Source organism: Staphylococcus massiliensis CCUG 55927 (assembly GCF_000298075.1).
Taxonomy (GTDB): domain Bacteria; phylum Bacillota; class Bacilli; order Staphylococcales; family Staphylococcaceae; genus Staphylococcus; species Staphylococcus massiliensis.
Genome location: NZ_JH815593.1, coordinates 1,446,220 through 1,461,598 on the forward strand (window position 1 = coordinate 1,446,220; position 15,379 = coordinate 1,461,598).

Here is a 15,379-nt window from a genome sequence, read left to right on the forward strand (position 1 = left end):
GAGCGTCTCGCATCATACGAGACGCCTCCTATTCATCTTATAATTCTCTAGAACCAAATAAACAAGGCGTCTCGCACCAAGCGAGACGCCTTTTCATAATGAAAATTAAAGAATAAATGTCATGAAGATAAAGCCGCTAATACCTACAATTAAGCAATAGAACATTGCTGGTCCTAATGTCTTACGGATAACGCTACCTTCTTTACCTTCCATACCAACAACTGCACAAGCGGCTACTACGTTATGGATACAAATCATATTTCCGACTGCACCACCGATAACTTGTAACGCGAGTACAACGTTCGTGTTCATACCAATTGCTTCTGCAATATTATATTGAACTTCCGCAAACGTTAACGTCGATACTGTCGCACTACCTGTGATAAATGAACCAAGGGCACCTAAGAATGGTGAAATAAATACCCAGTTGTCACCAAATGCTTGTACCATACCATTCGCGATGTATTTCGGCATACTTAATAGTTCATTCGCATTAATACCTGAGTTACTAAAAACATGTACCATCGCAAGTGTAGCCGTTAACGTGATACCTGTTGTTTTAATCGTTTTCAAGGCATCTAAACTTGCTGTCGTGAATACACTAAATGACTTACGTTGAATAAATACGGCGCAAATTGCAGCTAACGCTAAAATCGTTCCAGGTGAGTACAAGATCGCCCATCCTGAAGAAATCTTTTCAAAGCCGAGAATCTGATTCCATGATAAATCAATTGCAGTTAACGTGAAGGCCTTTAACTGAGGCACCACGCGTGTTAATAATAATAACGCTACTACAATTAAGTATGGAGACCAAGCTGCAAATAAGTTCATATCGGACTTTGTCGTCTTACGCTTGAACGAGTCGTCTAGAACATCAAGCCATACTTTCTTAGGAATTAAGAAGTTAAATTTCGCAGTTAACACAGCTACGATAATACCTGTTAACGACGCTAAAATTGAAACGAATTCTGGACCAAAGACATGCGCGTATAGCAACGCTGAAGATGAATACACGATACCGATTAATAACGTCCAAGGTAAGATTTCAAGAATCGACTTCAGTTTGTCCTTCTTACCAAAGAACAATACCATTGTTAACACCATGATTGATGGCACTAACATACCTGTTACTAAGTCGATTAATGTAATCGTCGCACCTGTATCAAAGAACAATGTGCGGTCCGCATGCTTTAACGTACTCAAACCAACGATTACTGGTGTCCCTACTGCACCAAAAGACACAGATGTACTATCCGCAATCAAGGCAGCAGTTACGGCTGTTAAAGGTCTGAACCCAAGTGCTAACATTAACGGCGCTGTAACCATTGCTGGCGTACCGAAACCTGCCGCACCTTCAATTAATGATCCAAATAAGAATCCTACAATAATCACAAGTACACGCATATCGTCTGAGATACTTTGGAAACCTTGGTTAATTCGGTCCACTGCACCAGTACCTCTTAATGTATTTAATAATACCAACGCACCAAATAAGATCAGTAAGATCGTTAATGTCTTATGTGTACCTTGTAAAATAGATGCTAAAACGGCTTTCGTTTCTATTCCCCAAACGAAAAGACCTAGCGTTGTCACTACGATTGCACTGATAATCATCCCTTTTAAAGCAGACATACGTAGAACAACTAAAAATAAGAACGGCACGATGACCGCACTTAATGCTACGAGCATCATCATATAAACCAACCCCTCACACCTTAAGGCATTCATATAATTGATTAAGTCATCTGATGACCTTATCTCTATTATAGTAATCGTTTTCATTACGAATTTCAACAAAATTTTGAATTATATAAATTCACCTAAACAGATTTGAAAAATCAGATTTACACGCTTATAAAGGTATTGTAAAATATAAAATGATATTTAAAATGTTTCGTTTATTACGTAGTTCGCCTTTAAGAAATGAATGTGAGGTCATGATTCGTGGTTAAAAAAGTATATGTAAGAAATATTGATGATTATATATTAGTAGATGATCAAGATTATGAACGTGTTAATGCGTTTCTTTGGCATATTACATATGCACATCAAACGAGACGCTGTTTGGCTTTTATAGAAGGGAAAAAGGTGGCACTGCCGAAGTACATAACTGGTGTTAACCACGCTTATCAAAAGGAGAAGAACCTCGACTTCACGCGCCAAAACATTGGTATCGACGCACATAAATACCGTTATCGCCAACCACAGAAGAATAGCTCATGCCCATATAAAGGTGTGTCCTACCACAAATCGACGGCCTGCTCGAAGAAGTATCGCGCCATGATTTCGCTTGGTGACCGCCAAGTCTTTCTAGGTTATTTCGAGACGGATAAGGAAGCCGCACACGCTTATAACCAAGCCGTTGTGAAATATTGGAACGGCAATGGTTACATGAACGACATATAAAATCCCCACGCCTTGAAGTCTACCTCCTGACACCATCTAGTCAGAAGCGACCTCACTTACGCGTGGGGAAATTCATATATCAATTATTGTGTGATACCGCGATCTACCGCTTGAACAAACTTATCCATCTCTTCTGTATAATTTTGCGCATTACTTCGCGCAGAGCGACTTAAGTCGCCATCTTTGAAGAACGTCTTGACCGTGTCACTTGATAGCTCCAGTTGCACGCCAGCACCCTTTTGATTGCGATTCACAATATTATCAGGGTTCGTACCAGCTATGCCGTCCGTACCAGCAGCTACACGAAATCCTTGAGCCTCGAGCTCGTCTTTAATCTTCGCCTGCAAGTCTTTGTCTAAACCACCAATATAAACGTCATATTCAGACTGCTTCGTCTTATGAATCGACACCGTCTTATTCGAAGCCTTTACCATCTCTAACGCTTTTGGCTCATCGAAATGTGACGACGTAACGTGTAGTTCACTATTATCAGATGCGCGCATACCTTTGAACGTATAATAACTTGAGATCGTGTTACTCGCGATGCGCTTCGCAACCTCTGACGTACCAGGCTCAATACCTCCACCATGTGGCGCCATAACTAACGATTTACGACCTTCATTTAGCGTCTCAATCACCCAGTCCTCACCTTTAGTCGTTTCTGTCATTAGATCCGTCATCGAATCATATGTATCCTCCGCATGCGCTGTACCATGTGGCATCATAAGCGACATAGATAGTACACCTACTGCACATAATCCCGTGATACGTCCAACTAATCTCTTCGTATTCATCGTTACCTCACCTTTACATATAAATTTAATCGTACATCTTTAGCATACCTAAATGATATAAATGACATATAAATTTATTCATAATATTTATTAACCTTTTGAAAAGGCCTTTTAACTAAGCATTCGCACTTTCTAAGATTTTAGACATCGAACGATTCACACCATGACGATACATATCGCCGAACTTCACAAGATGCACAAGCAACAACCAGAGCGCATAGAACTCAATACGCAATTCAGCGCCCTCATCAAGCGGATACGCCGCATGATAAGCCTCATAGAAATCTTGAGAGAAACCACCAAACACCTTCGTCGCACCTAAATCAAACTCACGATCACCATAAAGCGGTGCAGGATCAAATAGCGCCGGCTGACCATTCGTCAAGAACATATAATTGCCACTCCATAAATCCCCGTGCAACAACGACGGCTCAGACTCATGCGCCTTCAATTCATCAACCATAATTTCACGAACCGCTTCATACTGCTTCACATCTTCCTCCTTGAAAAGCCCTTTCGATACAAGGATGTCACGCAAATGATCCATACGCTTTTCAATGAATAACTCAGACCACGTGTCCGTCCACGTATTATCAAACGAAATATCGCCACCTTCGTATGGTAAATCATAGCCAAACTTCGTTTCATTAAGACGATATTGATGAAGTTTCGCAACAAGATGACCCAGTGCACGTTGGTCACCCTCATAACTTTCATCTAAGAAAGTAAGTAGAAGATATGCATTCCCTTCTATCTCACCAGACTCAATCACACGAGGAGCCGTAACATCAGCCTTCTCAAAGTCCTTCAAACCTTGAATCTCAGCCGCATAAAAATCAACCGTACGATTAGGCTGTACCAGCAAGAAATACGTCTCATGCGTCGACTCAATACGGAACGCCTCATTGACAGAACCGCCACCAACAGCCGTTACATGTACTATCGGATCAATCGGAAGTTGTTCAAACCATGCATCATTCATAACATAGCCTCCTAAAAAAGTTGATATATGTATACACCCGTTGTAACAAAAAGTTTGGGTGAAAGCTATTGAAAGGGTATAGGTAACAATTATTTAAAAAATTAGGAATTAGTCTAGATTTTATTCACAAAAATAAGGCTAGAACGAGCAAGTTCTAACCTCACAAAAGTTTTTTATTAAGTTTGAACAATGTATCTATAAATGTCATCTCTAACAGGTGTTTCTAAACCTAATCGCATTGTTACTACACTTTTACCATTAGGCATATGGTCTTCTTCAGCACTTCCGTCAATGACATTCGCTTTTCCTAGGTAATAATATTCCATACCTTCAGCACTTTCTTTTTTTACGAAAAGATAAATTAGTGAATTCGATTCCTTATGATTTAATATAGGTTGCACTTCACTAGATGTTAATTTTCTAGGTGATCTTGTGAACCATTTCATTTCATCTTGGCTTAGAAAACGATCTTCGTATTGAGTATTTTCACTAATATCATCTTCTTTATGATAATTAATAAAAATTGGACAAGTTTGATACTTCATCTTGTAGCCGTTTACAACTCCTGATTCATCACTTTTCCAATTAAGTATTTTGATTACATCTTTTCGCGTATATTTTTTATATAATTCTAACTCAGAACTTGAATTATGATAATTTATGTTCTTAAACATACTAACTTTCATAATATCTTCAAATAACAGATTAAACGGGGGTTTTTTCATGGCTTCCACTAAAGTTTTACTTACTCGTATCTTTTCACCATTAGTCTCAATTAGTGGCTTACCATAAGTCTTTTCAATATCATTTTTGAAATAAGAAAAATCAAAAATCCTTAGTGCCGTGTCTACATCACTTAAAGTAATTGTATTACGCTTTGTTCTTACATCTTCTAGAAGTTCTTCTTGGTTTTTTGACGATCTAACTAATGATTGTAATACTAAGTAATCTACATCACGAATACCCGACATAATTTCACGTGACAGCATCGTAAGATTTTTAGATTCATTACTTGTTAGGACGTTATCCATACATTTTACATAGCGTAGAAATTCATAGTAGTTTTTAAAGTTATCTAGGATGACATTGGGATCTATAGAATGCTGTTCAACGAAATCCATCAACATAGGCGTTCGACCTAAACGTTCTTTTAATTTATTAAAAGCATTTTTAATTACGAGTTTTCCATTTAATGAAACTTTGTTTAAAGACTCAAATATTTTGGTCTTAGCAACTGCCTCAAAATTAATTGTAGACACGCCATCTAACACAGTATTATCCGTTAGAAACTTACGATAATTATCCTTATTTTGTGACTGATCGCCTGACAGAGCAATAGGTATTAAATAGTTATTATCATAGTTACCAATAAAGTCTATCACCGTTACGTAATCTTTATTCGTACTCTTACGTAGCCCTCGCCCAAGTTGCTGAATAAATATAATACTAGATTTAGTTGCTCTTAACATAATAACTTGATTAACTTCTGGAATGTCGATGCCCTCGTTAAAAAGGTCCACAGTTATAATATAGTTAATAACGCCGTCCTTTAATTGCTGCATTACTTCATCTCGATAAACCTGAGAATCTTCACCTGACAAAGCAACCGTTGGAACGTTTAGTGAAGTTAGTTTTGTTGCTAGCTCTTTAGCCTCTGACACATTGCTAACAAATATAAGTCCCTTTAGAACATCACCTGAATAGCCATAGTAATGTGTTTTTTCAAGTATATAGTGTACCCTTTCATCTGAAGCTAATTTTTGTAGTGCTTTAGGGTCATCCTCTTCAACTTCATCCTTCACATATTCCGTTACGCCAAAATAATGAAAAGGACATAAAATTTCGCTTTCAAGCGCTTTTTGAAGACGTATTTCATAAGCAATGTTGTAATCAAACATTTCAAATATATTACGTTCGTCAGTTCTCTCAGGTGTAGCAGTCATACCTAATAAGAACTTAGGTTTGAAATAATTATATACACGTAAATATGATCTAGCTGCAGAACGATGGGCTTCATCAAAAATAACGTAATCAAAATGATTTTCACTAAACTTTTTATATACATCAGGTTTAGAAATTGTTTGAACCGTAGCAAACACATATTTTGCATCTATTTTCTTATTCTTACCTGTTAGCAAGCCAAATTCGTTATCATCTTCAAATGGAAGTACTTTTTTAAATTCTTCGATTGCTTTTTTCAAAATTCCTTCGTTGTGTACAATAAACAACGTTCTTTCTGGTTGATAGGCTCTAACATCTAAAGCACATAATATTGTTTTACCGGTACCAGTTGCAGAAATGATTAATGCTTTGTCTGCTTTCTTATCTCTTAAATTCCTTAATGAATTGAGAGCTTCTTCCTGCATGATATTGGGAACGATTTCTTTCGATATCGTTAATTTTTTCTCAGCTTCCTTTTGAATTTCAACAATTTGCTTGAAATCTTTGACCTTTTGATATTGAAATGTTTCTTCATAAGTTTTAATCCATTCTTCATTTAAAATAAAACTATCATTCCATAATTCTTCAAATTGCTGTTTAACATGATAAATGAGATCGCCGTTTTTATGAGTTGATAAAAATAAGTTTTGTTCATAGTTCTGTTTAAGTGCATCTGATGTAAGATTAGAACTACCCACAATCAATGTAGAATAATTTTCGTGGTCAAAGATATAGCCTTTAGCATGAAATCCTTTTATATCAGTTAAACGAACATCTATATTATCAAGCTTCAATAATTCTCTAAACATTTTTGGGCTATTAAAGCCGAGATAATTTGATGTTAATATTCTTCCTTTTACGCCTTTTTGATTTAGGTCGTATAAGTGAGATTTTAAACTAGCTAAACCACTTTCCGTGATGAATGCTACAGAAATCGTAAATTCACGACATTTATGTAGTTCATCTATAATGGTAGATAATACATTTTCTTTTTTATTATTAATAAGTAACTTAGGTGCAAAGTTGCCTTGGTGTGAAATGGAACGATCTATAAAACCTTTTTGTAATGATTGATTAAAGTCCTTGATCAGCTTTTCCATTTTATTAACCCTCTTTTGCAAGAATATCAACAGCTGGTATATCTGCAGGTGCCCATTCTAATTGGTGTAATTCATTAGCCGCTAACCACTTAATTTCTTTATGTTCTGTTAAAGTAGGTAGTGTTTTATTTAAAACACAACGATATGTAGTTAGTTCAATGATCCCGAAATCGTATTCGTATGTAGTAGTTGTAACTTTGTCTTTAACTTCTAAGTCGCACTTCATTTCCTCTTTAATTTCTCTTTTAAGTGCTTCGACATCTGTTTCATCTTTTTCGATCTTACCACCTGGAAATTCCCACATGAGTGGTAAAGACATAGACTCACTTCTTTGAGCACATAAGATTTTGTTATCAGAAAAGATTACTGCTCCTACAACTTTAATTACCTTTTTCACGTGTAACACCTCTTAGTATTTGTTCTTTATTATATTTTATCAAATAAAAGCTAATGAGTAGAAAAATTTAATTCTCTAAAGTAAAAACTTATAAAATAAAACCTAGGATTTCTCCTAGGTTCAGTTTCTTTTAATATTTATTTTTCGTCGTTTTCGAATAATAGCCAGAAGTTAATTAAACTAATACCAAATGAAGGGATACATCTTAGGATAGAGTCTTTTGCTAGGAAGATGTGTGATAGTGACGCTACGATCATTGTGCCTAAGATGAGTAGGTTAGCAAGGTAACCGAAGACACGTTTCCATAAACCTACGATAAGTCCAATGGCACCTAGTAATTCAAATACTCCTGTCAATTTACTGAAACCATCTGGATAGCCGAAGTCATCGAAGTCTTGATCCATGTTCCCCTTCATTAAATTGAAACTTACTATCACGAAGAAAAACGCGACAATACTTTGTACAATTTTGGCTGCTTTTGACATGTAATACCTCCTCCGAATCAAATTTATTATATATGCATTAGTTTACTTCTAACCTATTTTTTAAAATTTTATACCTGTTTTTGACAAATTTTGGTTACATAAGTACCTAAATTTCTTTCAAGGCAATTTAAACAAGAGCCAAAAATTTAACGATTTGGCTTTTCAAGGAGAAAAAAGAGCTGGGACTATATTAAGTCCCAACTCCGTGTCAAAATTTAAGTCTCTATATATTCACGTTTCTACATTTGATTTAGGAATGACGCTAAACGCCACGATAAAGGCAGTGAGTACCATGAAGGCACCAACAAGTAGTGCTATCGTTGCTGCTACGTGCGGTGTTTGTGTCGCTGCGAGTGTCGCATATACGGTTGTCACAACGGCGATACCGAATGCAGCGCCAAGAGTCGATGTCATCTTAATGATACCTGATGCCATGCCGACCTTTTCAGAAGGGGCATTAGAAACTGCAGTTGATAAGGCTGGTGTCGCGAAGAAACCGAGTCCTAGTCCAATGAGTGAGAAGCCTACAAGCGCTACGGCGTAATACGCAATGCTCGGTAAGAAGTTCAGCGCGAGTAATGAAATGCCGACGCAAATGGCTATTGGACCGACCATTAAAGGTACTTGCGGCCCTTTCTTCTGCATGTAACGTTCGCCGACACGAATCATCACTAAACTACCGATCATATAAGGTATTGTGATGAGGCCAGCTTGTGCGCCAGTTAGGTGTAAACCGTCTTGTGCGAAGATGTTAAATAACGCGAGTGAACCGATTACGGTATTCACAAGCAAGTTCGCAATCGTAGTACCAATATACACCTTGTTTGAGAATAAGCTAAAGTCGATGAATGGATGTTTCTGCCTTTGTTCAAAGATGTAAAACAGGATCAATGTAATGATGAAGATGGCATCGAGCGTTAGGATAATTGGGTTAAGCCATCCGAATTTAGAACCTTGTGTAATGACAATATTAATACTAATCATCATCACGACGAAGATAAAGATACCCATTACATCAAACTTTTTATGCTTACTTGATTCATCTTTAGATTCAGGGATGTCTTTTAACATCAGCATCGCGATCACGGCGAAGATGATTGAGAGCACGAAGATGAATCGCCAGTTCAGATACGTTGCGATGGTGCCTGCGAAGAGTGAGGCGAGCCCTGTACCACCGTATGATCCGAATGACCAGTAACTCAGTGCTTTCTGTCTTTCCTCACCTGAAAAGAACTGATTGATTAACGCGATGGTTGACGGTAATAAACATGCTGCTGAGAGTCCTTGGAAGACACGACCTGCAAGTAATAATGCAGGTATGTTCGTAAGGATGACGCATGCTGAACCGATAATGCTGAGTATGAGACCGATTTGCGCGATTTTTACGCGGCCGAGTTTGTCTGATAAACCACCTGCGACGACGATAAAGACGCCTGTTAATAAGGAGGTCAGACTGACGGCTATGTTCACGACGCTCATGTCAATGTTGTAATCTTTCTGAACGTGTGGCGCGATATTGAGTAACGATTGCGCAAAGAGCCAATACGTGAGTATCCCTAGAATAATACCAATGATGAGTTGTTTACCTTTACGAAAGTTTGCTGTCATCAGATATCACGTCCTATTCTTCAATGACTGGATTTTGTGAAGCGGTTTGTGCTGCAATGCGTCCAAATGTGAAGATGTCAGCTAACGCGTTACCACCTAAGCGGTTACCTGCGTGAATACCACCTGCAACTTCACCAGATGCATATAAACCTTCAATGACTTGGTCATCGATATTGAGTACTTGTGCACGTTCGTTGATGCTTAAGCCACCCATCGTATGGTGAACGGCTGGTTTACGTGGTGTTGCGTAGAACGGTGCTTTCTCAATTTTTAAGTCGAAGGCATTTTTATCGAACGCGTCGTCATGACCTTGGTCGACGAAGCGGTTATATGCTTTGATCGTTTCGACGAGCGCCGCTTCAGGCATGCCTAATTTCTGTGCAAGTTCTTCAAGCGTGTCTGCTTTAACTAACGTGCCATCGTCTAGCTCGTTTTGAATTTTCTCTTCAGATGTGTTCATTGCGAGCGCTTTAATGTTTTCGTCCGCAATCATGTAGAAAATGCCGTCTCTTTGGTTAAGTGCCGCTTTCGATAACACGTCACGACTTTCAAATTCGTTCACGAAACGCTTACCTTCTTTGTTGACGAAGACGAAGTTAGATGGCGTTACAACGAGTCCTGTAAATAACGCACCTGTCTTCGGATCTGAGATTGGCATCATTTGTGAAAAGCCCATGCCAACCAGTTTCGCACCTGCCTGTGTACCTAATCGTATACCGTCACCTTTTATCGCTGGTGAGTTCGTTGTTTTAATATCATCAGGAATGTTATCCCAATACGTGTTGTATTGTTGTAGCATCTTCGTATTCGCACCAAAGCCACCAGTCGCTAAGATGACACCATGACGTGCATAAATTTTAACTTTGGCACCGTTTGTTCTACGTGCCTCTACACCTACAACTTTGTTGTCTTCTACGATAAGCTTTTCAGCAGTCGTTTCTGTGTATATACGGCCGTTATTGGCTTTTACAAAACCGCTCAACGTTTCAACGTATTCAAGACCTTGAGATTTCATCGGTTTATGACCGCGGCGCCATAGAGCACCTACAGGCATATCCACGAATGAACGGTCGAAGTGTACACCTTTGTCTGTCAGCCAGTTTACTGATTCTAATACGTTGTCAGTAAGCGTCTTAACAAGGTTGTATTGACCGATAATCTCTTTACCGTGTTTGTCGGTACGTTTACCACCTAGGTATGTTTGAATACGGTGTAACTCAACTGAGTCAAAGAGATAAGCTTTATCGTCATTTGTTTCTTCAAGATACGCTTTGATTTGTGCTTTAAGTTTTCTAAAGTCTTCGATGTAAGCGTCATCGATTTCAGATTCGTCAGTTTCGATTAAATGGCTTAATGTTTCGCGTTCACCTGATAATGCGTGGAAACTGTTCTGCCATTTCGGTTCTGGCGCGTTAACTTGTCCACCTGTACGGATTGTATTACCACCGATTGCTGGGAATTTCTCAAGCATTGTCACCGTTTTACCACAATCAATTGCGGTTGCGGCTGCACTTAGTCCTGCACCACCTGTACCGATAACGACCATGTCTGTTGTTTCTTCGATGACTTCATTAGACCATTTCACGACAGGTTTTGGACGTGCACGTAAGACATCTGGGTTCTCACCTGCAAGTTCAATCGCATCGGCAATACCGTCGATAATACCTTGGCTCGTTACAGTTGCGCCAGAGATTACGTCTACGTTTAATGTTTGGCCATCAATAATATCTTGAGGTAAGCGTTCAAATACTGGGTTCGCGATACCTTCAGATTCACCGCTGTCGTCTACATGAACGCTTAAGATACGGTCTTTAGAAAGTTCGACTTTCATCGGTAAATTACCATTGTGACCTTTCGCAAATACGTTGTACGTACCAGGTTTAAATTCAACTTTTTTATTCTGTAGTTTCTTAAGTCGTTCATATTTACGATGTTCTTCTTCTTTATCTAGAATCATGAAGTCCATGATCTTCCATAATGGTGAAGGTAGATGTAAGATACGTTGGTCGTGAATATCAACGAATTCTTCAATCTTTTCATGTCGTTTAATCTTCTCAACCCAGTCAGGTTCTACAAGGTAAGCTTTACCAACACTGAATAGGTCATAGCCTAGAGATAATGCTTCTTCAGCGTGTTCACGTTGTGAAATACTACCTACACCCATGAGTGGGATAGATGCTAATTTATCACTTTGAAGCTTTAAGTACTTATTAATTAAAGATTCAGTATCTTCTTGATTTACGATAGATGTACGTTTGTAGCTGTTTGCTGAGATGTGGAAGTAGTCTGGGTCGTACTCTGCTAACGTGTTTAAAAGGAACATTGTGTCTTCGAATCGAATACCAGGCTCTTCAATTTCTTCCGGTGAAAAACGGTAACCAATGATAAAGTCTTTAGCGTTATGTGCTTTCGCGACTTCTTGTACTTGTTTCAGTACTTCTACAGGGAATTTCGTACGATTCTCACGAGTGCCACCCCATTCGTCTTGACGACGGTTAGAGTGTGGTGAGAAGAATTGTTGAATTAAATACGTGTTAGCACCATGAATTTCAACGCCGTCAAAGCCTGCTTCGATTGCACGACGCGTCGCTTCTTTAAAGTAATCAATCATTTGTTCAATTTGATGCGTCGTCATTTCTCGCGGCACGGATGCGTCTGGTCTTAAGGCTGCGACTGGGCTTGCTGAAATTGGCGTTTCGCCTGCGTTTAACCTAGGATTCGCCATACGACCAGCGTGATAAATTTGCAAGATAGCCTTAGAGCCCTTTTCCTTGATGGCAGAGGCTAATCGTTTTAAACCTACAATTTTATCGTCTGTGTCGATACCGATGGCGCCTGGGAACCCACGTCCATGATCTTCAATAAAACAACTTTCGACGATAAGTGCTGCGGCATCGCCTGATCGGAATCTATAGTAATCGACCATTTCGGATGTGACACTACCGTCAAAGTAGCCCGCTTGAATTGTCATAGGTGCCATGAATACTCTGTTTTTTAGTTTCGCACCAGAGTTAAGTGTGATTTCATCGAATATGTGTTTCGTCATTCTTACTTCCTCCAAGTTTGTTTTAGGGGTATAGCGTTAAAGCTTGGTGGCGTGTTATTTTTGTGATTTTTTTCACAAATATACCTAAAAAATATATGCCCACTTGAGCACGTTACTTAAATATGGTTACGTTTTGCCGTATACGAGAACTGCACTTGATTTCATTGTTCCTTTTAATGATCACTCCCTCGATACCTTCAACCTGATTAAGCATTTCAATATTTTGGTCTGCATGGCCGAAGCTACAAATGGTCGACCAAATTTCACCATCAATCGAACGGTCCGAAATAATCGTCACGCTTTGTATATCGTTTTCAACGGGGTAGCCTGTCTGACTATCAAGGATGTGGTGATAAATGCGATCACCCTTTTTGAAAAAGCGTTCGTAAATCCCTGATGTAACGACGGATTGCTGTGTAACGTCTACTTTCGCGATGGGACGTCCACTCTGATGAAAGGGGTCTCGAATACCGACGCCAAACGTTTGATTTTGGTCCTGGTTCTGGTTGATTGTGATGACGTTGCCACCGAGATTAATGATACCCTTAGTGACGCCATTCTGAGTGAACAGTTGTTGTAATTCATCTGCGAAGTATCCTTTAACAGTCGCACCTAGGTCAAGTTCCATACCTGGTTGCTTGAGGTACACTTCTTGGGTCTCGTCGTTTAGCACCATGTCATTCGGGTTAATTCGTGTAAGGGCTTTGTCTATGTTGCTTTGAGATGGTACATTCGCGCCTTCGAAGCCGATTTTCCAAAGTTTAACTAAAGGACCAATCAGGACATTCATCTTCTGGTTCGATGATAGACTGACGTGATGCGCATGCTTGATCATCTGATATAACTCCGCGTTCACTTTGACGGGTGACAGACCTGCTTGATGATTAATCGCCATAAGCTCCGACGTTTCAGCGTTCGCACTAAATCGATGTTCCCATTCTTTGATTTTAGCTTCCGCCTTTTTGAAAAGCCCAGCCGATTCTTGATGTTCAATTGAAAGACTGATGAGCGTTCCCATAGCTTTGATTTCATGTGTGTTCAAAGTTATTATCTCCTTCACTATCTCATCCACCTTTAATATAGCACACTGAATTATATTTTAAGTTATTTTATTTGATGTTTTAATAAATTGATAAAAAGATGCCACATATAAGTCATTAATTTTTCATAATTGATTAATTAGAGAATTTGTTTTGTTGATTAAACTAATTTAAATAGTGAGGTTGAATGTTGTATTTTGGGGTGGTACTTTAGTTTACAAATGTTTATACTGTATAAGTAACTTTTCAAATATAAAATATAGACAAATTAAAAGATATATTTCATTCATTTAATTGGAGGTTCACACCATGAATTCAAAGACATATCAAAAGATTAATTTCTCCATATTTATTATTTTACTCGGCGTTATGACAACGTTTGGACCTTTACTATCCGACCTCTATACCCCTTCGTTACCGGGTGTCGCAGAAGATTTAAATACGTCCGCTTCAAGCGTTCAGTTATCGTTATCTATTGCGATGATTGGTATTGCGCTCGGTCAATTTATCTTTGGTCCCTTATCTGATAAATATGGTAAGAAGTTATCGACTTTAGGTCTTATGTTGGTCTTTATCTTAAGTTCGATTGGCTGCATGTTCGCACACAACATTACATTATTAATTGTGTTCCGCTTCATCCAAGGACTTATGGGTGGTGGTGCGATTGTCATCGCGCGTGCCACTGCAGGTAACTTATATAATGGTAAGAAGTTGGCTAAATTTTTAGCGATATTAATGGTGATTAATGGAATTCTAACGATCATTATTCCATTAATTTCAGGGCTCTTGTTAAGTTATTCAACTTGGCGTTCAATCTTTACCCTACTCGCGATCATTGGTGTTGTATTAATGATTGTGGCCTTTTTCTCTATGAAAAGCGACCGCGATGACGTGAAGGCGTCGCCGATTTCCTTTAAAGAAGTGATTGAAGACTTCGGCCGCCTGTTAAAGACGAAACGCTATATGGTGCCGTTACTCATTCAAAGTATTACGTACATCATGCTATTTAGCTATGCATCGAGCGCGCCGTTTATTACACAAACGATTTATCATTTATCGCCGCAACAATATAGTATCTTTATGACAGTCATCGGCATCGGACTTATTATTTCGAGTCAGACTGCTGGTAAACTGGTTGATTATTTCGACCGCGGTAATATTATATTTGGGATGTTCGGGCTACAAGTCCTAGGTGGCATTCTCGTGATTATCGCGCTCCTTATGCATCTACCAGTATGGGTTTATATGATTTCCGTCTTCTTTACGGTCGTTCCCGTTGCGGGCGTTGGCCCATTGGCCTTTTCAATTGCGATGGAAGAACGAACTGGCGGTAGTGGTAACGCGGCTAGCCTACTTGGTTTAACCCAGTTTATTATCGGGAGTATCATTGCGCCGCTTGCAGGTATTATGGGCGCAAGCAACGTATGGCCTTATGTGACAATTATTTCCATAACAATCGTATTAATCTTCATCATTTCTTTCCTCAGCAAAAAGACCTTTAAAGCATAAAACAAACTGTGAAGTTCCCCCTTTCGAGCGGGTGAGCTTCACAGTTTTTTTGTTGGTTTGGGTTTATAGGT

The 15,379-nt window shown here is 38.9% G+C and carries 11 protein-coding genes; 2 read left to right on the plus strand and 9 right to left on the minus strand.

Features of this window, described 5'->3' with window-relative positions; translation table 11 throughout:
• Positions 1–105: 105 nt before the first annotated feature.
• On the minus strand, positions 106–1,695 hold the full coding sequence (locus A33S_RS0107160; protein ID WP_017176677.1) for an L-lactate permease: 1,590 nt from the start codon (positions 1,693–1,695) through the stop codon (positions 106–108).
• A gap of 249 nt (positions 1,696–1,944) precedes the next feature.
• Here A33S_RS0107160 and A33S_RS0107165 point away from each other — a divergent pair, with 249 nt between their 5' ends.
• Positions 1,945–2,406 (plus strand): AP2/ERF family transcription factor, encoded by a 462-nt coding sequence (locus A33S_RS0107165; RefSeq protein ID WP_009382252.1) that lies wholly within the window; start codon positions 1,945–1,947, stop codon positions 2,404–2,406.
• Between the two features lie 83 nt (positions 2,407–2,489).
• Here the strand turns inward: A33S_RS0107165 and A33S_RS0107170 are convergent, their stop codons facing one another.
• The 8 genes from A33S_RS0107170 to A33S_RS0107205 form a co-directional block, all read right to left on the minus strand.
• Entirely contained in the window at positions 2,490–3,200 is a 711-nt protein-coding gene (locus A33S_RS0107170) for a poly-gamma-glutamate hydrolase family protein (RefSeq protein ID WP_009382254.1), read from the minus strand.
• A 115-nt stretch (positions 3,201–3,315) separates the two neighbouring features.
• Positions 3,316–4,182: a fructosamine kinase family protein gene (locus A33S_RS0107175; RefSeq protein ID WP_009382255.1), complete on the minus strand. Its 867-nt coding sequence runs from the start codon at positions 4,180–4,182 to the stop codon at positions 3,316–3,318.
• A 176-nt stretch (positions 4,183–4,358) separates the two neighbouring features.
• Positions 4,359–7,223: a DEAD/DEAH box helicase gene (locus A33S_RS0107180; RefSeq protein ID WP_009382256.1), complete on the minus strand. Its 2,865-nt coding sequence runs from the start codon at positions 7,221–7,223 to the stop codon at positions 4,359–4,361.
• Positions 7,224–7,227: 4 nt separating this feature from the next.
• Positions 7,228–7,620 carry a (deoxy)nucleoside triphosphate pyrophosphohydrolase gene (locus tag A33S_RS0107185; RefSeq protein ID WP_009382257.1) on the minus strand — a complete coding sequence of 131 codons (393 nt, stop codon included), beginning with the start codon at positions 7,618–7,620 and terminating at the stop codon, positions 7,228–7,230.
• A 137-nt stretch (positions 7,621–7,757) separates the two neighbouring features.
• Positions 7,758–8,105 (minus strand): DoxX family protein, encoded by a 348-nt coding sequence (locus A33S_RS0107190; protein WP_009382258.1) that lies wholly within the window; start codon positions 8,103–8,105, stop codon positions 7,758–7,760.
• 231 nt (positions 8,106–8,336) lie between these two features.
• Complete coding sequence (locus tag A33S_RS0107195; protein ID WP_009382259.1) at positions 8,337–9,713, minus strand: MFS transporter; 1,377 nt, start codon at positions 9,711–9,713, stop codon at positions 8,337–8,339.
• Between the two features lie 13 nt (positions 9,714–9,726).
• Positions 9,727–12,759 carry an NADH-dependent flavin oxidoreductase gene (locus tag A33S_RS0107200; RefSeq protein WP_009382260.1) on the minus strand — a complete coding sequence of 1,011 codons (3,033 nt, stop codon included), beginning with the start codon at positions 12,757–12,759 and terminating at the stop codon, positions 9,727–9,729.
• 112 nt (positions 12,760–12,871) lie between these two features.
• Positions 12,872–13,801, minus strand: coding sequence for an FAD:protein FMN transferase (locus A33S_RS0107205; RefSeq protein WP_026048976.1), 930 nt, complete (start codon positions 13,799–13,801; stop codon positions 12,872–12,874).
• Between the two features lie 307 nt (positions 13,802–14,108).
• On the opposite strand from A33S_RS0107205, the gene A33S_RS0107210 reads away from it, so the two are divergent.
• The gene (locus A33S_RS0107210) at positions 14,109–15,308 is read left to right on the plus strand and encodes a putative multidrug effflux MFS transporter TcaB (RefSeq protein ID WP_009382263.1); all 1,200 of its coding nucleotides are present in this window, start codon (positions 14,109–14,111) and stop codon (positions 15,306–15,308) included.
• The last annotated feature ends 71 nt before the right edge of the window (positions 15,309–15,379 follow it).